This is a genomic window from Acidiphilium iwatense, from assembly GCF_021556475.1.
Taxonomy (GTDB): Bacteria; Pseudomonadota; Alphaproteobacteria; order Acetobacterales; family Acetobacteraceae; genus Acidiphilium; species Acidiphilium iwatense.
In genome coordinates, this window is the sequence record NZ_JAKGBZ010000035.1 from 1 (window position 1) to 19,896 (window position 19,896).

General features: G+C 62.8%; 19 protein-coding genes and 1 pseudogene. 4 read left to right on the forward strand and 16 right to left on the reverse strand.

From position 1 onward, the window contains the following. Positions 1 to 116: 116 nt before the first annotated feature. Positions 117 to 314 (reverse strand): annotated as a pseudogene (locus tag L2A60_RS14910) (DNA primase); the annotation flags it as partial. A gap of 12 nt (positions 315 to 326) precedes the next feature. Next, entirely contained in the window at positions 327 to 4,865 is a 4,539-nt protein-coding gene (locus L2A60_RS14915; protein ID WP_235705253.1) for a bifunctional class I SAM-dependent methyltransferase/DEAD/DEAH box helicase, read from the reverse strand. A gap of 188 nt (positions 4,866 to 5,053) precedes the next feature. Between L2A60_RS14915 and L2A60_RS14920 the strand changes: the two genes are divergently transcribed. Together L2A60_RS14920 and L2A60_RS14925 are read left to right on the forward strand one after the other, a co-directional pair. Then, a complete protein-coding gene (locus L2A60_RS14920; protein WP_235705254.1) occupies positions 5,054 to 5,335 on the forward strand; it encodes an AbrB/MazE/SpoVT family DNA-binding domain-containing protein in 282 nt (93 codons plus the stop codon). Further along, positions 5,316 to 5,705, forward strand: a complete 390-nt coding sequence (locus L2A60_RS14925; protein ID WP_235705255.1) for a type II toxin-antitoxin system VapC family toxin — start codon at positions 5,316 to 5,318, stop codon at positions 5,703 to 5,705. The genes L2A60_RS14920 and L2A60_RS14925 overlap by 20 nt, the downstream gene beginning before the upstream one ends. On the opposite strand, the gene L2A60_RS14930 is transcribed toward L2A60_RS14925, so the two are convergent. The 7 genes from L2A60_RS14930 to L2A60_RS14955 form a co-directional block, all read right to left on the reverse strand. Further along, the gene (locus L2A60_RS14930; RefSeq protein ID WP_235705256.1) at positions 5,686 to 5,850 is read right to left on the reverse strand and encodes a hypothetical protein; all 165 of its coding nucleotides are present in this window, start codon (positions 5,848 to 5,850) and stop codon (positions 5,686 to 5,688) included. The two genes, L2A60_RS14925 and L2A60_RS14930, sit on opposite strands and share 20 nt — an antisense overlap. A 309-nt stretch (positions 5,851 to 6,159) precedes the next feature. Next, entirely contained in the window at positions 6,160 to 6,339 is a 180-nt protein-coding gene (locus tag L2A60_RS20920) for a hypothetical protein (protein WP_407932562.1), read from the reverse strand. Between the two features lie 3 nt (positions 6,340 to 6,342). Beyond that, on the reverse strand, positions 6,343 to 6,606 hold the full coding sequence (locus L2A60_RS14935) for a hypothetical protein (protein ID WP_235705257.1): 264 nt from the start codon (positions 6,604 to 6,606) through the stop codon (positions 6,343 to 6,345). A 95-nt stretch (positions 6,607 to 6,701) separates the two neighbouring features. Continuing rightward, on the reverse strand, positions 6,702 to 7,406 hold the full coding sequence (locus L2A60_RS14940; protein ID WP_235705258.1) for a hypothetical protein: 705 nt from the start codon (positions 7,404 to 7,406) through the stop codon (positions 6,702 to 6,704). A gap of 160 nt (positions 7,407 to 7,566) precedes the next feature. Beyond that, positions 7,567 to 9,669: a ParB/RepB/Spo0J family partition protein gene (locus L2A60_RS14945; protein WP_235705259.1), complete on the reverse strand. Its 2,103-nt coding sequence runs from the start codon at positions 9,667 to 9,669 to the stop codon at positions 7,567 to 7,569. A 95-nt stretch (positions 9,670 to 9,764) separates the two neighbouring features. Further along, complete coding sequence (locus tag L2A60_RS14950) at positions 9,765 to 10,433, reverse strand: IS110 family transposase (protein WP_235705260.1); 669 nt, start codon at positions 10,431 to 10,433, stop codon at positions 9,765 to 9,767. A gap of 517 nt (positions 10,434 to 10,950) precedes the next feature. Further along, positions 10,951 to 11,175 carry a helix-turn-helix domain-containing protein gene (locus L2A60_RS14955; RefSeq protein WP_235705261.1) on the reverse strand — a complete coding sequence of 75 codons (225 nt, stop codon included), beginning with the start codon at positions 11,173 to 11,175 and terminating at the stop codon, positions 10,951 to 10,953. Positions 11,176 to 11,573: 398 nt separating this feature from the next. On the opposite strand from L2A60_RS14955, the gene L2A60_RS14960 reads away from it, so the two are divergent. Beyond that, positions 11,574 to 11,849 carry a DUF2285 domain-containing protein gene (locus L2A60_RS14960; protein ID WP_235705262.1) on the forward strand — a complete coding sequence of 92 codons (276 nt, stop codon included), beginning with the start codon at positions 11,574 to 11,576 and terminating at the stop codon, positions 11,847 to 11,849. A 9-nt stretch (positions 11,850 to 11,858) separates the two neighbouring features. Here L2A60_RS14960 and L2A60_RS14965 read toward each other — a convergent pair whose 3' ends face one another. From L2A60_RS14965 to L2A60_RS14990, 7 genes are all read right to left on the reverse strand, one after another. Next, entirely contained in the window at positions 11,859 to 12,470 is a 612-nt protein-coding gene (locus L2A60_RS14965) for a DNA -binding domain-containing protein (protein ID WP_235705263.1), read from the reverse strand. Beyond that, the gene (locus L2A60_RS20925) at positions 12,379 to 12,729 is read right to left on the reverse strand and encodes a transcriptional regulator domain-containing protein (RefSeq protein ID WP_407932561.1); all 351 of its coding nucleotides are present in this window, start codon (positions 12,727 to 12,729) and stop codon (positions 12,379 to 12,381) included. The genes L2A60_RS14965 and L2A60_RS20925 overlap by 92 nt, the downstream gene beginning before the upstream one ends. Continuing rightward, the gene (locus tag L2A60_RS14970) at positions 12,726 to 13,646 is read right to left on the reverse strand and encodes a phytanoyl-CoA dioxygenase family protein (RefSeq protein WP_235705264.1); all 921 of its coding nucleotides are present in this window, start codon (positions 13,644 to 13,646) and stop codon (positions 12,726 to 12,728) included. The genes L2A60_RS20925 and L2A60_RS14970 overlap by 4 nt, the downstream gene beginning before the upstream one ends. Continuing rightward, positions 13,646 to 14,278: an acyl-homoserine-lactone synthase gene (locus L2A60_RS14975; RefSeq protein WP_235705265.1), complete on the reverse strand. Its 633-nt coding sequence runs from the start codon at positions 14,276 to 14,278 to the stop codon at positions 13,646 to 13,648. Before L2A60_RS14975 ends, L2A60_RS14970 begins: the two co-directional genes overlap by 1 nt. 56 nt (positions 14,279 to 14,334) lie before the next feature. After that, a complete protein-coding gene (locus L2A60_RS14980; protein WP_268920279.1) occupies positions 14,335 to 15,138 on the reverse strand; it encodes a LuxR family transcriptional regulator in 804 nt (267 codons plus the stop codon). Positions 15,139 to 15,552: 414 nt separating this feature from the next. Continuing rightward, positions 15,553 to 16,956, reverse strand: coding sequence for a carbohydrate porin (locus tag L2A60_RS14985; protein WP_235705267.1), 1,404 nt, complete (start codon positions 16,954 to 16,956; stop codon positions 15,553 to 15,555). 48 nt (positions 16,957 to 17,004) lie between these two features. Further along, positions 17,005 to 18,390, reverse strand: a complete 1,386-nt coding sequence (locus tag L2A60_RS14990) for a nucleobase:cation symporter-2 family protein (protein ID WP_235705268.1) — start codon at positions 18,388 to 18,390, stop codon at positions 17,005 to 17,007. Between the two features lie 737 nt (positions 18,391 to 19,127). On the opposite strand from L2A60_RS14990, the gene L2A60_RS14995 reads away from it, so the two are divergent. Next, entirely contained in the window at positions 19,128 to 19,859 is a 732-nt protein-coding gene (locus L2A60_RS14995) for a GntR family transcriptional regulator (RefSeq protein ID WP_235705269.1), read from the forward strand. The last annotated feature ends 37 nt before the right edge of the window (positions 19,860 to 19,896 follow it).

A 19,896-nucleotide genomic window follows, 5' to 3' on the forward strand; every position in this document is an offset into this window, starting at 1 on the left:
TCGGGGCATCACCAAACCCCCCGCCACGTCCTGACATTATGTTGCGTGGAAGCCGTCGATCGCCTGCGGCACAAAGCCCAACCGCAGATCCGCAACATAACTTTCGCCGCAACATGTTCGGTCCATTTGCCCGCGGCACCCCGGCCGGCGTCCGGCCCGGTGAGCCGCACAAACAGGCTGCGGCCCGGGGTGTTCTGGACATCGCCGACCAACCAATAGCGCCCCTGGCGGCGGCCGTTCGAGAGGTAGTAGCGGCACACCGCCTCGGCCTCGCGCGCGAGGCGGTGCGCCAGTTCGGCGGCAGGGCAAACCATGGTTTTCTCCGCTCAAAGTGAGGCTTTGTCAGCGACACGCACAAGCGGATAGCGATCAAGTACGGTGCCGAGGATCGCCGGTCCGTTGACGCCCATCGGTATGAAGAGCCGCAGCTTCCAGGTGATGATCTCGGAGACGAGACCCATCGCTTTCAACCGGTCGACCATGCCGTCGGTGAAGCCGGACAGTTCGATGCGGAACTCGCCCATCGCCTTGACCCGACGCAATTGCAACCCGCCGGCGAGTTCGAGGATGGTCCGTCCGTCCAGCAGTGCCGACCACGCATCGTCCGGCGAGAGCGATGGCGTGTCCGCCTCGACCGCCTGGGCGACCCAGGCCGGCGAGACCAGGCGGCCGATCACCCGTTCGCCGTCATCGGTCTGCAAGCGATAGACCCGGCAACTGTCCTGGGGCAGGCGCCGCCAGATCGGCAGCAAAAGACCGGTAACGATGTGGATGGTGCTGGTGGTGAATGCGGGAACGCTCGCGACCTCCTGCTCCCAGGCGGCGATGAAGGATTTTTGCTCGGCTTCCCGCCAATGCGTCTGGGCGAGACTGCCGAGCGGCATGGCGATCCGCTCCATCGGCCGCACCAGGCGGACGCGGCGCTCGACCTCACCGTCGTCGAGCATCAGGCTCGGTGCCGGCACCTGCACGGCTGCGCGGCCAGACTGGGTGTTGAGGAGCAGAACAGCGCGCGGATCGTTCGCCTGTGCCAGCGCCTCGTCGAGGCCGAGCGGTTTGTTGCGGTCTCGCCGGGCAATGGCGAAGATCCGGGTTTCCGCGCCGGTCTCAGGATGCGCATAGAGGGTCCGGCGTTCGGCGATCGTCAGGCTCTCGGCGGTCAGCGTCTCGACGCCGAGATCATAGGTGCCGGAGACAATGGCGCCCTCGATCTTGGCGGTGAGAAGCCCCTCGAATGCGGCAAAAATTGTATTCTGCAGATCGATGGTCAGCGCCAGTAGGCGATTGAGGAAGGTGGTGATCGGCGGCAGGTCCTCGCGCAGGCTGCCGTCCCGGTCGGTGAGCTTCAGCCCGGTCGCGTCCTCGAACGCCTGGAGCGAGCAGGTTTCGATCCTGCCGGTGTAGAGGAGCATGTAAAGCTGGCGCAGGGCGGCGCGGCCATAGACCGATTCCAGGTTGTCGTCGGCGCGGAACAAGCCTTGGCCGCCGGTCTGACGCTGGCCCTTGGTGATCGCGCCCAGCGTGTCGAGCCGGCGCGCGATGGTCGAGAGAAACCGCTTCTCGGCTTTGACATTGGTCGCTATCGGCCGGAATAAAGGTGGCTGCGCCTGGTTGGTGCGGTTGGAACGGCCGAGGCCCTGGATCGCGGTATCGGCCTTCCAGCCAGCTTCGAGCAGATAATGCACGCGCAAACGCTGGTTTTTGGCGCCGACATCGGCGTGATACGAACGGCCGGTACCGCCGGCGTCAGAAAACACCAGGATGCGCTTCTCGTCATCCATGAAGGCCTGGGCTTCGGCCAGATTGGCCGAACCGGCGCGGTTCTCCATGACGAGACGATCCGGGCCGTCCGCTCCGTGCTTGCGCACGATGCGGCGCGAGCGGCCGGTGACCTCGGCAACCTGATCGGTGCCGAAGCGCTGGACGATCTGATCGAGGGCACCCTGGATCGGGGTCAGGGCGGCGAGCCTTTCGATCATCCGGTCGCGCCGTTCGACCGCCTCGCGGCACTGCACCGGCTGACCGTCGAGAAACACCGGCCGCGAGGAGAGATTGCCCTCGTCGTCGGTGAACGGCTCGTAGAGCTGGGTCGGGAAGGAATGCGCGAGATAATCCAGGACGTATTCGCGCGGCGTGATATCGACCTGGACATCGCCCCAATCCTCGGTCGGGATCTCGGCGAGCCGGCGTTCAGTCAGCGCCTCGCCGGTCGAGACGATCTGGATGATCGCGGCATGACCGGCGGCGAGATCGCGCTCGACCGAAGCGATCAGGGTGGTTGCCTTCATCGAGGTGATCAGATGGGAGAAAAAACGCTGCTTGGCACTCTCGAAGGCCGAGCGCGCGGCGGATTTGGCCTGGGCGTTCAGCGTGCCGCGTTCACCGGTGACGTTTGCGGCGTTCAGCGCTTCGGTCAGGTTGTTGTGGATGATTTGGAACGCGCCGGCATAGGCGGCATAGATCCGGGTCTGGCCCTCGGTCAGCACGTGTTCGACCAGCTCATACTCGACGCCCTCGTAAGAGAGCGACCGCGCCGCATAGAGGCCGAGTGCCTTCAAGTCACGCGCCAGCACTTCCATGGCGGCGACACCACCGGCCTCGATCGCCTGGACGAATTCGGCGCGGGTGGCGAACGGGAAATCAGCACCGCCCCAGAGACCCAGCCGCTGGGCGTAGGCGAGGTTGTGGACCGCGGTGGCGCCGGTCGCGGAAACATAGACCACGCGAGCGTCCGGCAGGGCGTGCTGCAGCCGCAGCCCGGCGCGGCCCTGTTGCGATGGTGCCTTGTCGCCGCGCTCGGATTTTTCACCGGCGGCATTGGCCATGGCGTGGGATTCGTCGAACACGATTACGCCGTCGAAATCGCGGCCAAGCCAGTCGACGATCTGCTGCAGGCGTGATGCCTTGGTCTCGCGCGCCTCGGAGCGCAGCGTGGCATAGGTGGTGAAGAGGACCCCTTCCGCAAGGCGGACCGGCGTACCCTGCTTGAATCGGGAGAGCGGGGTTATCAGAAGACGCTCCTGGCCCAGCGCCGCCCAATCGCGCTGGGCGTCCTCGATCAGCTTGTCCGACTTGGAAACCCAGACCGCGCGGCGCCGCCCCTTCAGCCAGTTGTCGAGGACGATACCGGCGACCTGACGGCCCTTCCCGGCACCGGTGCCGTCGCCGAGGAACCAGCCGCGCCGGAATTTTGCTCCGGCCTCCGCATCGTCGGATGCCGCGGACACGACGTCAAATGTCTCGTCGACGATCCAGGATCCGGCGAGATGACCGGTATGGGCTTCCCCGGCATAGATGACGCTTTCGAGTTGGGCATCGGACAGCAGGCCATCGGTGACGACGGCCGGCGGCAGATGCGGCCGGTAGCGCGGCTTGGGCGGTGCCACGGACGCCATTGCCGCCGACTGCACCAGCTGGGTCGGATGCGGGCGGGCGCCGGGGATGCGGATCGACTGGAGCGTATAGCCCTCGTACAGCGCGTCGGTGATCGTGCCGTTCCGAGACGGCGCCCAGTCGCATTGTTCATAGGCGAGTTCGACGGCTTCGGCAGGGCTAAGCGCTGACGGTGCCGGGGTTTTTGACGACGTGAAGACCCGAGCGGGACATGAATTTATCCGCGGCGCTGACAGCGTGGCAATGACCGGGGCCGGGTCGAGCGACAGTGCGGGTGCGGGTGTGGGTGCCGGTGTCGCCGAGTTCGCCGACGGCGGCGGTGGTGGCGCAGACCGTGCTGGCATCGGTGTCATTGCAGCCGGTGCCGGTGCCGGTAGCGGTTCCGACGCCAGTGTCGGCGATGTCACGGCGGTCGTCGGCAGAGCCGGAGCCGCGACGGTCAAAGCCGGGCGCTCCGGAACACCGGCGATGACCCAGGCGAGCAAGGCCGCCGGATCGGGTGCGGTGCCCCGCGGCGCCGGAAACTTGGTGGGATCGTCGGCGGGAACGCGGTCGATCACGGTCAGCCTGGTACCGACGGTGGTGCCGTGGCGGGCATAGGCACGGCCATCGACGGCCGCCGAAAACACCACCCGGCCGCGCTCCTGCAGCCGCACGAAGTTTTTGCGCCAGGCCGGATTCTCAGGCGACAGGCTGACCCCGGTGATCGCGACCAGGCGGCCGCCTGGGACGAGACGCGCCAAGGCTGAAGACATGTGGCGCAGGGCGGCATCGGCGACCCGCCCCTCCACATGGGCCCCGGCCGAAAAGGGCGGGTTCATCAGAACGACCGACGGCGTGATCGCGGGATCGAGGTAGTCATGGATCTGCGCCGCGTCGTGCCGCGTCACCGTCACCCCCGGAAACAGGGCACCGATCAGCCCGGCGCGCTGATCCGCGATCTCGTTGAGCGCCAAGCGCGCGCCGGCAAGCTCCGCGAAAATGGCAAGCAGGCCGGTGCCGGCCGACGGCTCGAGCACGAGATCGGCCGGGGTGATCGCCGCCGCAATCGCCGCCGCGAAACCAAGCCCGATCGGCGTCGAAAATTGCTGGAGAGCATTGCTCTCCTCGGATCGCCGTGTCTGCGTCGGCACCAGTGCCGCGACCTTGGCCAGCATGGCGAGGAACCCGCCCGGCGATCCTGCCCTTGTGCGCATCGCGGCGCCGAATTTGCGCAGGAACAGGATCTGGGCCGCCTCGCAGGAATCGTAGGCGGATTTCCAGTCCCAGGCCCCTTCGGCATCGGACGCACCGAAGGCGGCCTCCATGGCGGCGCGGAGGGCGCGGGTGTCGAGCGCACGGCCCTGACCGAGGCTCCGTGCCAAACTACCGGCGGCCTGGAACAGGGCCGACGCCGGATCCGGTCGAGGTTGGTCCGGGAACAGCGGCAACGGGGCCGCTTCCTGTGCAGCGGCGGGAGCAAAAAAATTCATCAGGAGGATCTCCGAGAGCGAGGGGGAGTGGACCCGGTGCGCGCTCTCTTCACCCGCCGGGTCTCACCTCGCTTCCGGCCGAACTCTCGCTCTGAGCCTGGACCATGCGACGAGTGCCAACCCCGCTTGCATCATCGTCGCCCTCATCCTATCTTACTAGCGTCTTACTTCCTCCGTGGAGCCCCGCCATGGCGTCGCCTGAGAGACTGACGACCACCGTATCGACCAAGGGCCAGGTCATCCTGCCCAAGACCATCCGCGAGCAGCGGCATTGGGACGCCGGCACACGGCTGGTCGTGGAAGACACGGCCGACGGAGTTCTGCTGAAGGCCGCACCGGTCTTCGCGCCGACCCGGTCGGCCGATGTCTTCGCCTCGCTTCCCCCGATCGGGGCGCCAAAGACCCTGGCGGAAATGGACGCGGCAATCGCCGCGGAAACGAAGCGGCGGCATGCTCGCAATCGATACTAATCTGATCGTCCGTTATCTCACTGGTGATCACCCCCGGCAGTCGGCACAGGCGCGAACGCTGATCGACAGCGAGGATGTGTTCGTCTGCACAACGGTCCTGCTCGAGAGCGAGTGGGTGCTGCGCAGCGTCTATGGTTATGCCGCCGATCGGCTCGCCAGTGCACTGCGCGCCTTCGCGGGTCTTCCGCACGTCACGATCGAGGATGCGGGTCAGACCGCCCAGGCGCTGGACTGGATGGAAGCCGGTATGGATTTCGCCGATGCGCTGCATCTGGCGAAGGCGATCGGTTGCGACGCCTTTGTCAGTTTCGACCAGCACTTTGTACGGGCGGCCAATCGGCTCGGCACGATCAAGGTTCGGGTGCCGTAGACGCATCACCGGCTTCAGACGGACCATCGGCGACGCCAAACTTCTTCTCCATGCGGAACTCCACGATGATGTCCTTCGTGAATTTGCCGAGGATCGCACCCGCCGCGATCAGCACCGCCACGCCGCCGGAGCCATCCGGCCGCATCTTCGAACCGGCGAAGGCCGTGACGGCGGGTCGTCCAAAGCCAACGCCGCCGTGACGGCGCGGTAGAGATCAAGAGCCTGTGCGGCGTTGTCCGGCGTACTGACATCGGGTGGGCGGGAGAAGTGCGTAAAAAAGCCAGCCATGGAGGATACGCCCAACATGAAAAAGTGCGTCGCGATGGCCGGCTCTTCACCCGCTGGGTCTCATCTCGCTCCCGGCCAAGCTCTCCTTCTTCCGCTGCACCACCATAAGAAAGGGACCGGCACCGCACGCCGGACCCCTTGATCTCTCTGGACGGAAACCCCGTGTTCATTCTGGTAACGGATCGACGAGCCGGTAGGCCCGGTTCCTGATGTCGGGAATGCGATAGAGGCAGCTCGAGCCCGGCGCGCGGAAAAGCACCGTCCGGGGGCTGCGCGGATTGGCAATCACCGCCAGCCGGCCGACACTGTTGCCATCGGCGAAGACGATCGGTTCGTCGAAAATAATTGTCTATCCAGCGCGCGGGCTTGGTTTGACTCGTCTCGCGCGACGGGCGGCGGCGTTGGCGCGGCAGTCAGCCCGCCATTGCCGCGCATATTCGCTGTCGGTCGGCGTCAGCAAATCGAGGATCGGCTCGGGGTCAATGGCGGCATAGTAGACGCGCCTCCCGACAAATGCCGAGCGTAGCACGATCGAGACGGTGTCGAGACGCGTCCAGGTGAACTGGGCGTCTAGGTATTGGCGCGGGCCGGAATGACCCTCAAGGGACTGCATGTAAGCCAGCCCATGGTGGCCTCCTTTCGATGGGGATAAAGCCGGTGCGCGCTGGTGACGGGCGCGGCGCCGTGAGGGACGGAAATTTCCGGCGGTCAGCTCGCCGCGGCGAGGCGTTGCTCGGCCTCGCGGATAGCGGCCAAGCCCGCCTTGAACACCGCGGAATCCTGTTCCTCGGTGAGGTTCGTCCGTTCGACCGTGACCAGGCAGCCGGCGCGGATATCGGCGCCGGTGATGGCGTCGGCGGCGATCGCCGTCAGCGTGTCATCGCTCTCGATGATGCAGGGGATTGCGGCGCGGACGCTCTGTTCGTCGAGCCGCAGCAGTACATGTTCGCCAAACCCTGGCGCAGTCATGATGGGGCCATGTTCGGCCTCGTCGAGGAGATCACACAAAATGTCGTCGGTGCTCTTGCCCTTGATGGCATCGGCGGTGATAAGCGCGGCCATGCCGCCGAAACCGTCGGGCCGCATCTTCGTGCAGGTGAATGCGGAAACGACTGTCACGTGATCGAGGGTGCTGGATCGGCGGACGATGCCCTGCAGGATGAACTCCCATGATGTCAGGCTGAGGTCGAGTTGGACATGGGCAGCGTTGTCGTCGAGGTCCTTCAACTGTTTGCGCACGAAGGCGGCGGCTTCGCTGTCGATGCCATCCGACGCCGCAAGCGCCATCCGCACGGTTTCGACCGGTAATTCGATCTGATCGCACGGCGACGTCTCCGCGAAGAAATAGACTCCATCTCCGTCCGGTTCGCTGTCGAAGATCTGCGTCAACAGCAATCGTTCGAGCGCGGTCATATCGGTGTTGGGAATCGTCGGTTGCACCACCGTCGGTGAAAAATATTCGGTCATGTCGGATCTCCGGAAATGCGAAAGCCCGGTGTGAGGACCGGGCTTTGCGATGGAATGAATGAGTGAAGAGGACGTAGGACGGCTCGAGCCGCCTCGCAGATCCGCGTTATTCGGCGGCAAAGGCGTGTGGCAGGGGCTCGTCGGTGTTGGAACTCGCCTCGTTCTCACCTGCGAGGAAGGCCGGCAGCGCCTCAGCTTCGGTTTCAACTTGTCCGGTTGGCCCCGCGCCGGGTTCGGCGCCGGTCTGGCGCAGCGGCTCGGGCAGCCAGCCGGTGCCATCGAGCAGCCGCTCGGCCTCGTTCGCCATATCCGGCTTCTTGAGATGATCGATGAGCTGCGTCGCAGCCTCGCCCTTTGCCTCTCGCACGGCCTCGAGAATACGCGCCTTGGTGACCCGGCCGAGATAATTGTCGACCGTCGGTCGCCATCCCGCCACAACCATGTCGAGGCTGACGGCCTGGGCGAGCCGGTCGCCGTGGGCGATGGCATCCGGCCGGCGATGCCACGGCTCCTTCACGACATTGACCGTCAGGCCGGCGCAATGGGCGAACAGGTTTTCACGGCTGTCGCCGTCGAACGCCATGAGCACACCCCAGAGACCGGCAGGATCTTCGGGCAGTTGCCGCATCCAGGTCGCATGACGCGCGTCGACCGCCCTGGCCGCGGCGGTATCGGCAAGGCCGGGCGCCTGGACGCCGAAGTTCGCGCTCTTCGCGGTAATCTCGAGACACGTATTTGACGCATGGCGGTAGAAGCCCTGCAGGCACAGTGCATGCAGGACCGCGATGAAGGCCGTGCCCGGATCGTTGGCGAGCGCGTCCCGCAACGCCAGCGTCCGGTGGGCGGTCAGCTCGGTAACGAGACGGTCGGCCAGCGGCTTGATGCCGTCGTCTTCTTCGGGGATTTCGGCATCGGGCGCCGCCTCGCCGCCGGTGGCGATCGCGGCAGCCCGGACGGTGTTATCCGTGGCGTCACTGGCAGGCGGATCGCCATCGGTACCACCATCGGTTTCCGCTTCGGCCGCGACGGGCGTCTCGTCTTCCGGCCGAACATAGCCGCGCTCGATCCGCGATCCGCCATCGCCGTCGATGCTGAGAAACACGCCCGCACGCGCGATGTCGGCCGGGTCGTAGACCACCGGGCGGTTGTCGAAGGCTTCGAGTTCGGTCTCGATCTCGCCGAGGCGCTGGTCGATCGCGTCGGGCAGTTCCTCGGCCTCGGCATAGTCGGCTTCGAGCTTGCCATATTCGGCGCGCAATGCATCGTAGCGTACCTGCTCGTCCCCGGTGAATGCAACGGTCTGCCCAGTGAGACGGCGCAGGCGGGCGGCATGGCCATAGGGGAACTCGATCCCGATTTCGATCCATTTCCAGCCTTCGGCGCGGATCGCCTCTGCCTCGGCAGCCAGCTTCTCGGTGACGAGCCGGTCGAGCAGTGCCGTATCCTGCAGCCAGCCACCCTGGTCCTGCTCGAACAGATCGCGCATCACCACGCCGCCGGCTGCTTCATAGGATTCCAAACCGACAAACTGGACCCGCTTGTCCGAGGCGCGGATCGCGCCCTCGGTGAGGTGACGGCGGATGGCATACGGTTCCTTGTTGTAGGACCGTGCGAGCGCCTCCCACACCTGCTCCTGGCGCACATGGTCGTTGGTGACGGTAAAGGCCATCAGCTGTTCCAATGTCATCTCGTCGTCGACGTAGACATCGAGAAGCCTGGGCGAGACGGCGGCGAGCTTGAGCCGCTGTTTTACCACGCCGGGGGCAACGAAGAACCGGGCCGCGATCTCTTCCTCGCCGAACCCCGCATCGCGCAAGGTCTGGAAGGCACGGAACTGATCGAGCGGATGCAGCGGCGCACGCTGGACGTTCTCGGCAAGCGAATCCTCCTCCGCGATGCCGCCCTCGCGCACGACGCACGGTACCGGCTGGGTCTTCGCCATGCGCTTCTGTTTGACCAGCAACTCAAGGGCGCGGAACCGCCGGCCGCCGGCCGGCACCTCGTAGATGCCGGTTTCCACGCCGTCTGCGTCGCGCACCGGGCGCACGCTCAGGCTTTGCAGCAGGGTGCGGCGGGCAATATCCTCCGCCAATTCGCCGATCGAGATTCCGGTCTTCACGCGGCGGACATTGGCCTGGGACAGGACCAGCTTGTTGAAAGGTATGTTTTCGGACCGGCTCAGGACGATTTTGGGGTCGGTGTTGGCCATGGGGCAATCTCCAGGAACGGGCCGGCCGGAGCCTCTCTCTCGGCCTCCAAACCCGTCAGCCGAACCCCTCCGCCCTCTGCCTTTTATGGGGTGGGTCAAGAACCGCGTTTCCGGGGAAGGACGACGGCTGAACAGCCCCCGCCTGTATTCAAGGCGCGCACGATCGGCGCCGGCGCAGCGCCGCTGGCGCGCGGGTCGAAGCCGACGATCCCTTGTGTCAGCAGCAGTCCCCGAATGCGGTTGGTATGCGCGGTGCAGTCGCAAACCAAGCTCTGCCGTTCCCGTACGAGCCGACGGTGGTCCTCCTGCTCCACGCTAGGAACGTTGACGGCGCTGAGCACCTGGTCCTCGCCCCTGTTGTAGGCCATCAGCGCACGGATCATCGCCTTCGCGTCGATCCGATCCGTCTTCGCGCGCTTGGCGCGTCGGTTGACCAGCAGGCTGGAAGGGTCGATCACCAAGACAAGGAGCCCGGCGGCGGCGAGCCGGCGGTAAAGCCAGAAGCCTTCGTACCCGGCTTCGTAACAGCACAGGACCGGCACGTCCGCGATGCCGACGACGGCGGCGGCACGAGATCGGAGCCGCTCGACGAGAGCCAGCAAGGCGGCCGCGTCACCCCATTCGACGGTATGAATTCCCACTTTGCTCGACGTGGGAATGTGAGTACCCACGACCCACTTCGACCGGCTCATCTCGATCGCGACGAAGATCGGATCGGTATTGATGGACGGAGCTGGGGCGGCGACTTCCTTCTCGGCAAACATGTTGAATCCTTCCAGAGATGAACCCCCCGCGTAGCCCGGTATGGCCGCGCTGCGCTCATCCCCATAGGATCTCTCCGATTTTGCGGCGGGTCTGTAGGCCGGGTAAGGCAAACACTCCTCGTCGATGGTGCAATACGGCCCATGTTCCGCCGCAGCGGCGACAACGACGCAATTGATCGGGCGCCGATGACCAGAACGTCAGCTCGGGCCCGACATGCAAGGCGGCCTGCACCTGCAAAACTAAGGCGTAGCAAAGAACTAACTCTTGCATGGGTTGTTACGCGCTGTGGCGACCTGGAGGAGTGCCTCTGTCCCGAGCGGTCGATAACAGATCATGCGCACGTTTGCCCAATACCTAGTGAACAGCGATGGAACGAGACCGCATGAAAACTATTGATCGGCTCGGTTACCAAGCCTCGAATTCGCCGGGACACGAACTATAATTCAGGCTGCGACCATTAGCCTCCACAACCTCATCGCGATGTTCGGAGCTTGGTTGGACTCTGTGATCTGCCGTTCAGTCGCTGCTTTCGTTTTCTGGTTGAACGAGTTCGACATGGCTGACTCCAAGCGCTTGCGCGAGTTCAAACAGCGTAATTATTGTTGGATTGCGACGACCGCGCTCGAGGCTACTCAGGTACTGTTGGCTAAACCCCGAACGAGCTTCAATTTCTTCCTGCGTCAGGCCCTTCGACCGACGCAGGCGGGCGAAATTCCGGCCAACCAGCTTACGCATATCCATGCGCAACGGGTTGCCTGTTTACACACTCTAAGTTTATCAACTATAATGTGTAATCGGCCAGTACGGCGGTTTTAGCCGGGTCATGGTTGCCGTGGATTGCTCAAGGCAGCTCAATCAGCGCGCAATAGGAGTGGTGCAAATGAACAGACCCACCGTCAGCACATGGATCATGAAATCACGTGGGGAGATACAGCAACGGCAAACGTCGGCTCCAACCGAGTCTCTGCACGCGTGGGCACTGGGAGCCGAGCCGAGTTGTCGACACGATGGCGGGTCACCTGCCAGAACATTCTACCTGTCGAATCAGGAAGGAAGCGGAGCAATACGTCTGGCGTGGCTCCATGTGGTTGCACGTAATTATGAAATCGGCGAACAGCTTCATGTTGGGTCAATCTCCCATGGCTGAACTGACCCCTGCGGTCACTGACCCGCTGATCTGGTCGGACCAGGTGACGCCATATGACCAGCAGCACTTCATCACATACGCGCGCCTCCTGGACGCGGAAGCGGAGCATGCGGATTGGCACGACGTCGCGCGCATCGTCCTCCGGCTCGATCCCGAGAGTAACCCTGACGGGGCGCGTCGGTGCTGGCAGGCCCATCTCGCCCGCGCCAAATGGATCGTGACGACCGGCGTCAAGCAGATGGTCGAGCAGTCGGAGGAGACAGACTGAAGACGCGTTTCAGCGCAGCAGCGCCTGATAGCCGCCGTTGACCATCCGATGCCCACCCCGCACAAGCCGCTGGACACGCAAGCGAAGGCAATCCGATCCCCTGCCCCAGTTCTGGCGGACCATAGTCCCGCTGAAGAGCGCGAACGCGATGTCGCGATGGTGGGCCCCGTCCTGCAAAGCGTCATGGGCCCGCAACGCCGCGATCCAGCGTGGCGCCCGTGGCTCACGCGGGTACAGATGACGGGCGAACCGGCCCAGCCGATTCAGGGATACCAAGCGGCGTAAGCTCATGATCCTGCCATCGATGCCGCCAAGCCCGTCAAGCAGGTAACTGAGGCGGACAGGACCATGGCAAAGCGTGCCGCGCGCGACATCAATGCGAATACGGCGATATCCGTCCGAAAGAACAACGTGTTCACCACCACCTGATCCAATGACGGCCGTTGCCATGCCAGCGAAACGTGCGAGATCAAACGCATCTGGATTCCCGGCCGCGGCCGGAATCGCCTCGGCGGTCAGAACCGAAGCGTCATGCCGCGCGTCCCAGATAAGCCGCGCCCGCACGGCGGGACAATCGGCCGCCTCCGCGAAAGCACAGCCCCCAGGCAGGGGCGCGATCATGCGCCGCCGCGGCGAGTTGAATTGGCCGAATGGTGCCGGCTAAAGCGTTGGTTTCCGAACTGATTGCGTTCCCTTGGTCAACCTCACCGACATAGTCGCGATGACGCCGCAGCCACTCCCAGGCCCAGCCGGCACGATCAAGATCCAGCAGATGCCGATAATCGTCCGGATTACGCCAGTCGGGCTTTGCCTTTGCACCAGCTACCTCGTGTTTCGTCCATCGGTGGCTTCCGCTCCGGCCCCGAATATCCGGCATCATGGATCGGAATGAGCGGCCGGCTGCGTCGCATCGTCAGACGCCGTTTGTTCCGCCAGGTATCCGTCCAGTGCGGCCTGCTGATCCGGCCGCAAAGCATCGGTCGCAGCGAGATAATCGGGCGGATTGTCCCCGAGTAGCACCGCTGGTGACTGACCTTCATAATTGCCGAGATTGGGCCGGTGCAGGCTGTAGCCCACGAGGGCGGCGAGTTCCGGATCGAAATGCCGGGCGATCGCGGGCGGGTAGCACAGCCACTGATTTTCGAATGGTTTCAGCCAGCCGAGGCAGTAGCTGATGATGATCCCGCGCCGGATCGAAGTGGATCTGTTCGCACCCGCGCCATGCAACGTCGATCCCAGGAAAACCAGCGCCGCGCCGGGCGCCATTTCTGCCACGATTGGATCACCCTGGGGTGGCAATTCAAGTGCTGCCCGATCGTGACTACCCGGCCAGACCAGCGTCGCACCGTTCTCGGCGGTAAAATCGCTCAGTGGCCAGATGACGTTGAGCAGATATTGCATCTGCCCCTTTGCCCCTTGCCACATATCCTGATCCCGATGCGGATACTGGGCAGGGGCGTCTGGATAGATTTCGATGGCCTGAGTCAGATTCAGATTGAAACAGTCGCACCAGGACCCCAGCGCGTTCCTCGCCATCTCGAGGATGAACGGGTGCCGAATGAGATCGGCTACGGTATCCGCTCGCCGCAGGAGGGCGCCAAAGCGTTTGGTGCGGCGCCCGTAGAATCCGCCTTTGCAGAACGGAGTACGCGCAAACCGATCATCGAGTTCGTCATTCAACGCCTTCACGGTTGTCTGCGGAACCGAATCAGGAATGATGCAGTACCCATCATCAAGGAGGCGCACCGTCCAAAGATTGATCGCCGTGGATGACGGCTTTTGCAGTGAAGTTGTCATCACATGTCTCCGAAAATTGGTTCAACGCCGGCACGCTTACCGATCGCCGTCGCGGAATAGATACCGGTGGCGCGAAGCCGGTGCGGAGTCGCCTCGTCGATATCGATGCGAAACGCACCGATCATCGAGCCGTTGACAATCCGAGGCGATCCCAGCACCTCGCACCGCCATCCCATTGCTAAAATCCGGGAGAGGAACCGTGCGCTGACGACACCGGTGAACGTCTGAATGCCGTGTGCCAGCGCGTAATCGACCATGGCCGTAATCAGTTGGTTTCGAATATGAAGACGCTCGACCGCCGGAAGCCGGGGGCTGAGGCAAAGGCGGGTAATCTCGGCGGTGCAGGAGTCCGCCGGAACTCCATGCTCGCACAAATCGGGAAAAACGCTGCCGAGGAGATGAGGGCGATCGGCACGCAGCAGGCGCAGTGAGCCTCGATGATCGCCATTCTGGTCTGTGATCAGAAGATAGACTGCCGTGGTATCGTCGAACTGGTCGATCTCAAAACGGCCATTACTGACAGGAAGGTTCCATTTGAAAAGATCAACGAACACACGCTTGCGATCTTCGAACATCGAGTCCAGTTGCCTGGCAAACTGCCCCCTGTTCGCACCTGTGATGATATCCAACATTTTCCGGTCTCCCCACTTGTCGTCAAGCAAGGGAGACCAGACTGAACCACCAGCGACTATTCCCGCTTCGGCGGGAATTGCCAGGACAAGGCTTCAACGAAGCTGATTTGACCGTCGAAAATAGCGTGGACGGCGAGCGGCAAACGCTTGGTCACCCCATAACGCCCGCGCGCCATATCAAGATGCTGGGAGACGGTTTCTTCGCTCAATCCCAAAATGCGACCAATCTCCCAATCGGTCTTGCCCCTGATCGCCCAGATTAGGCAGTCGCGCTGGCGCGGTGTCAGGTGCCGTGGACGTTTCTGGGACATCGAACCCAATCCGTTTAGGCGCCGCGCCGCCTGAAACGCGAAGGCTCCAATCAGCTGCGCGAGCAAAAGATTCCGGACGGGCGGCCTGTGACCTCGGCGCATCGCGAAGGAGCAGGAACCGCTGCTTTCGCCCGGTATGTTCGCCGGCACCGTGAAACCATCACCGATACCGTGCCTGGCCGCGTTCTCCAGGATCGATCGCTGTCGGGTCGTCATCGCAATCATTCGTGGTACTTCGGCCCATTCAAACCCGAGGTTAGTGGTCAGGCAGGCATGAATAATCGGGTCGTGGGCATATAGGCTTTCCTCGACGAAACACTGCGCCCAGGAGTCCGGATAATTTTCCAGATGGATGACGTTATGCGATGGGCAACGCAGATCGACGTGGTTGACCAATGCGAAAAAATCAAAGCCGATCTCGACGGTGATCTCTTCCATGAGCCGAAAGAGGTCGGCTTCAGCTTGTGTGGTCCTTGCTTGATCTATGAATGACTGGGTTATTTCAAGACGCGACACGATTGATCTTTTGGATCTTGGGTAGAGGATCATAAAGCTCGGTAAACGGCAGTCTCTCTTCGGTCATCGGGTTCTCCAGGTTCAGGTTGAAGTCCCGCAACTCCACCATAACCCGCCAATCCGATGGCCCCCCACTTCGCACCATTACCAATTCCAAAGGTCTACCACCAGCGCGGATATTACCATAATCGGCCCAAGCGATCGGCTCGTCTCGTAGAGCTAGTTGTATCCGCCATAAGCTCGCCACGCTGGGCCCGGAATTGCGCCGTCATTGACAGATCAACCCGGGCAGCACGACGTGGCGCGATGGACTGAAGGTTTTATCGATCGGACTGGAGGGCGCAGCGCCCTTCGGTACCAGTTCGACGATCACGGCCCCCTTCAATAACCAGCCCGCCTTCGGCGCCGGCTGGCATAGTGGTGCCTTTGATCCACAGGCGCACCGATTCAGAGTCCGAAGTTCAACCGAGTGCCCACCGCCAGCGCGTGGCGGATGTTCGGGTTCGGCGAGGGCACGTCGAACAGGAACTGGTCGGGGTTCAGCGTCAGGTCGATATATGGCTCGAGCGTGATGCCGTGCTCCAGGGCGATGCCGTAATTCACCTCGAACACCGCTTCGGTGTTCGACATATGACCGGTCCCGCCATTCGCCGCGATCACGTCGTTCAGCGATCCGGTTACGCGCTGGTTGAACACGTAATAGGCCGCCGAAATACCCGCCGTATCGTGCGGCCGGCCTGGGAAGGTGCCCTGCATGACCGCGCCGAGCTGATAATACGAGGCGACCGGCGCATGGCCTTCCACCGCGAACTGTCCCGCCGCGAACCCCCAGAGTCGGCGCGCGCCCTTGGCCGCGCCAGCGCGCCAGAGCACCTGTTCGGCCTGCAGATAGACCACGCTCTGCGCCCCGTCACGCGCCGGACTACCCCCGGTGAACGCCAGCCTGCCCCCGGTCGCGTTATACCGCGCGTCGGCAAAGTTCGAGGAATCATAATAGAAGCCGGCATCGTAGCGTCCCGGCATCTTGCTGCCGTCGGTCTCCGTGGTGTAGCCGAATTCGACCGGCACGAACGCGCCGGTCGCGTTCTTGAACGACCAGCCATTGTTCCACGGAAAGCCGCCGCCGCCGTACTGGCTGGGGTTCGATTCCGAAACGCCGAGTTTCATGTAGGTCCGCTGGGTCGGATCGATTTCGATCTCCCCGGCCCAGACCGCGATCGGATAGAACGGCTCGTTGCTGTCGGCCGACCAGTTGAACGGCACCAGATTGCTGCACAGCGAGGATTCGAATTGACAGTAAAGCGACGACGTGCCGAAATAATTGGCCAAGGTGGTGCGGCCGAGCACATAGGAAAACGCGCCGCCGGCCAGCTTTTGGCTGAAGGTCAGTTCGGTCAGACGCGCCCGATTATCCGGCCCGGCGCCGCTCAGAAAACCGACCGAACTGCCGGTCAGGTCGTTCACCCCCTGCGGAAATCCGCCGAAGCGTGAATCGATCGAAAAATCGATCTGCGCCCCCGGAATGCCCGCGAGTTTCGCCAGATCGAAATTGGCGCCGAACGCCAGGTCGCTGAAATAGACATTGGTCCGTTTCAGCCCGCCCCCGACATTGGCGTACAGAGTCCCCTGGTAATAGCCGGTGATGTCGATGCCGGAATTATGCAGGCTCTGTTCCGCCGCGGCGACCGTCTGCAGCGGGCTGGTACCGGCTGCACGCTGCGCGCCGGTCCGGGCCAGGGCGATGCAGGGCGCCATGCAGCACAAAGCGAGCGCGATCGAGGGGGCAGTTCGGGAATATCCACCATGGGTCTTGGTCATGTGATAACTTTCTTTCTGGAATTTGAACAGCATGGCCGCTCCGCCAAACCGGGCGGCCGACGATCAGACTTGAACTCGCGGTCAGGGTAGCGTGGAGACGGCAGGCGCCCTGGCGGACGCGGTCGCGTGCGGGTTTGGTATGCCGTGTACGTTCTTGGCATCGCGTGGGGCGCCGTTGAACCACAGATTGCTCAGCACGGCCGACAGGGCGGCAAGAAAAATGCCGCTTTGCACGAAGGGGTGCAGGCCGAGTGGCACCGCCTGGAAAAACTTGTCCGCGACCACCGGGATCATCGAAATCCCCAAGCTGATCGCCACGATATATGAATTGTGCTGCTGCTTTTTGAAATCGATCGTATGCAGGATGCGGATGCCGGCCGCCATCACCATGCCGAACATCACGATACCGGCGCCGCCCAGCACGAATTGCGGGATCGAGGCGATGATGAACGATATTTTTGGTATCAGCCCCAACGACAGAAGAATAAGGCCGGCGGTCGCGCAGACCCAGCGGCTGCGCACCTTGGTGATTTCGACCAGCCCGACATTCTGTGCGAACGAGGTGTGCGGAAACGAATTGAACGTACCACCGATCACGGTGGCCAGACCGTCGACCAGAAGCCCGCGCCTGATATCCTTATCGTCGACCGGATGGTCCACGATCGTGCCGAGCGCCATGAACATGCCGCTGGATTCGATGAACATGACCATCATCACCACCACCATCGTGGCGATCGCGACCGGGTGGAACGTCGGCATGCCGAAATGAAACGGCGTGATCACCCCGAACCAGCTCACCTTGTCGATTCCGTGCAGCGAAACCTGCCCCAGCAGCACCGCCTCGATAAACCCGAAGATTAACCCCAGCAGGACCGCGATATTGCCGATGAACCCTTTGCCGTATTTCGCCAGCACCATGATGAACAGCAGCACGCTGAGCGAGACGATCAGGAATTTTGGCGCACCGTAATGCGGATTGCCAACACCGCCGGCCGCCCAGTTGATGCCGACCGGGATCAGGTTGAGCCCGATCGCGGTAACCACGATGCCCTGCACCAGCGGCGGAAAAAATCGCAACAATTTGCTTGCGAACGGCGCCAGCCCGATGGCGATGAACCCGGCCGCGATGGTCGCACCATAAATCCCTGGCAGGCCGAGTGCTGGATCGCCGATCATCATGATCATCGGCCCAACCGCGGTGAAGGCAACTGCCATGATCACCGGCATGCGGATGCCGAATGGACCAAGCCCGACCGACTGGAGCAGCGAGCCGATGCCGCAGCAGAACATGTCGGCGCTGATCAGGTATCCGGTCTGCGCGGTCGACAGATGCGCGACTCCGGCAATGATGAGCGGCACTGCGACGGCACCCGCATACATCACCAGAACATGCTGAAGCCCGAGGGTGAAAAGTCGCCCCGGTGGCAGCCAGGCGTTGATGCCGTTTTCAACCGTGAAGCTGGACATAAGGTTCCCTCCTCATCCTGCGGGCGTTTTGCCGCTGTTTTGGGCGCTCGCTCACGATTCTGCGCTTGCGGAATCCAGTTTATGGTCAACTGGCGTGGCGCATCATCCGAAATGTGCGGCATAAGTGAAAGCGTATAGCGTGGCCTGGCGAGGCAGCGTTCATGCCACGAGCTGACGTGAATTCGTTGCAAACATGCCGCGCATCACCGGGTCGGTTTCGATCCGAACCTATGCCAACGTCTCATCAGGGATGACCTGCGGTGCGACGCAAATATGTGCCTGCATCGACCCTTACGCTCCGCACATCTTGCAATTGATCCTTTTTCCGTCGAGTTCCACATTGGTCTTCGGAAACGGGATTCTACGCTGCCTGAAATGCTGGTGGGTCCGCCTGCATGAGATAAGGCAGCAAACGCTATGAGATGCCGGCCCACCACAATCTGGAAGCCTATCTCCACTCCTACATAGAGGCGGCCGGACTCCATGACGAGCCCCGCACCACCAAGCTCTACGACCGTACCCGCGATACCATCACGCTCGATGAGGTTGAGCGGATCATCATTAGACATAAAATAGGACGCCCAGCTCAACGACCGGCACAATTAGCTGTGACATGAATCGATTTCCGATCCGCCAGTCAGGCGCTTGCGCGCATTGCGCTCTAAATATCACCTGCTTGGAGAATAGATTGTTGACAATCGTGACTGAGGAGCATAGGCTGAAAATTGTCAACAATCATGGCGACCCGGATGATCAGTTCTTCCTTCATCAGCGCAGTAGGAGAGGCATCGCTGCAGAAGAGCGGCCCCCAAGCCGAGGAGCGCGTCGTCAACACTGTCCTCGAAGCGATCCTGTCGAATCGGGTGGTGCCGGGTGAACGGCTGATCGAGCGCGAGCTTGCCAATACCTCTGGGGCCGGACGGATGGCGATCCGCAATGGCCTGCTGCGGCTGGCCGCAGCAGGGCTGGTTGAAATTCACCCCAATCGCGGCGCTTCGATTGTGCGCACATCCCCCGATGAGATGCGCCAGATTTTTGAGACCAGAATCCTGATCGAGGAGGCGGCGCTGCGCGGGCTGCCCGCGAGGCTGAATGATTCCGGCCACGAGATTCTGGAGGGGATTCTGCGCGAGGAGAGCTCTGCCTATGAAGATGGTCGGATCGAGGATGCCCGTCATGCCTCGCGGCGCTTTCACATCGCCATAGCTGAACTTGCGGGCAACACGATCCTTGCCAAGCTCCAGCGCGACTTGATCCACTGCCAGCCGCTTCTGGCGTCCTCGCGTTCCGGAAGGGCGTCGCGGTTCTCCGGAGTTTCTGCGCATGTCGAGACTTATGCCGCACTGGTGCGCGGCGATGGCGAGGAGGCAGCGCGCGTGAATACTGCCCTGCTGAAAGCTCTACAGCGCGAGATGGCACTCGACCGACACGAGGAGGATTCGGCCGAGCGGCCCGAAGCGCCGGACTGATCCAACCAAGAGAAACGGCGAAGCCCCTTTTCCGAGG

Bases quoted from the DNA above. Each gene is read 5' to 3' on its own strand.
- L2A60_RS14990 (WP_235705268.1), bottom strand. From the start codon at position 18,390: ATGTCCAGCTTCACGGTTGAAAACGGCATCAACGCCTGGCTGCCACCG.
- L2A60_RS14945 (WP_235705259.1), bottom strand. From the start codon at position 9,669: ATGGCCAACACCGACCCCAAAATCGTCCTGAGCCGGTCCGAAAACATA.
- L2A60_RS14965 (WP_235705263.1), bottom strand. From the start codon at position 12,470: ATGATCGCGCCCCTGCCTGGGGGCTGTGCTTTCGCGGAGGCGGCCGAT.
- L2A60_RS14940 (WP_235705258.1), bottom strand. From the start codon at position 7,406: ATGACCGCGCTCGAACGATTGCTGTTGACGCAGATCTTCGACAGCGAA.
- L2A60_RS14915 (WP_235705253.1), bottom strand. From the start codon at position 4,865: ATGAATTTTTTTGCTCCCGCCGCTGCACAGGAAGCGGCCCCGTTGCCG.
- L2A60_RS14975 (WP_235705265.1), bottom strand. From the start codon at position 14,278: ATGTTGGATATCATCACAGGTGCGAACAGGGGGCAGTTTGCCAGGCAA.
- L2A60_RS14950 (WP_235705260.1), bottom strand. From the start codon at position 10,433: ATGTTTGCCGAGAAGGAAGTCGCCGCCCCAGCTCCGTCCATCAATACC.
- L2A60_RS14995 (WP_235705269.1), top strand. From the start codon at position 19,128: ATGGCGACCCGGATGATCAGTTCTTCCTTCATCAGCGCAGTAGGAGAG.
- L2A60_RS14985 (WP_235705267.1), bottom strand. From the start codon at position 16,956: ATGCTGTTCAAATTCCAGAAAGAAAGTTATCACATGACCAAGACCCAT.
- L2A60_RS14970 (WP_235705264.1), bottom strand. From the start codon at position 13,646: ATGACAACTTCACTGCAAAAGCCGTCATCCACGGCGATCAATCTTTGG.
- L2A60_RS14935 (WP_235705257.1), bottom strand. From the start codon at position 6,606: ATGCAGTCCCTTGAGGGTCATTCCGGCCCGCGCCAATACCTAGACGCC.
- L2A60_RS14920 (WP_235705254.1), top strand. From the start codon at position 5,054: ATGGCGTCGCCTGAGAGACTGACGACCACCGTATCGACCAAGGGCCAG.
- L2A60_RS14960 (WP_235705262.1), top strand. From the start codon at position 11,574: ATGGCTGAACTGACCCCTGCGGTCACTGACCCGCTGATCTGGTCGGAC.
- L2A60_RS14980 (WP_268920279.1), bottom strand. From the start codon at position 15,138: ATGATCCTCTACCCAAGATCCAAAAGATCAATCGTGTCGCGTCTTGAA.
- L2A60_RS14930 (WP_235705256.1), bottom strand. From the start codon at position 5,850: ATGCGGCCGGATGGCTCCGGCGGCGTGGCGGTGCTGATCGCGGCGGGT.
- L2A60_RS14925 (WP_235705255.1), top strand. From the start codon at position 5,316: ATGCTCGCAATCGATACTAATCTGATCGTCCGTTATCTCACTGGTGAT.
- L2A60_RS14955 (WP_235705261.1), bottom strand. From the start codon at position 11,175: ATGGATATGCGTAAGCTGGTTGGCCGGAATTTCGCCCGCCTGCGTCGG.
- L2A60_RS20925 (WP_407932561.1), bottom strand. From the start codon at position 12,729: ATGATGCCGGATATTCGGGGCCGGAGCGGAAGCCACCGATGGACGAAA.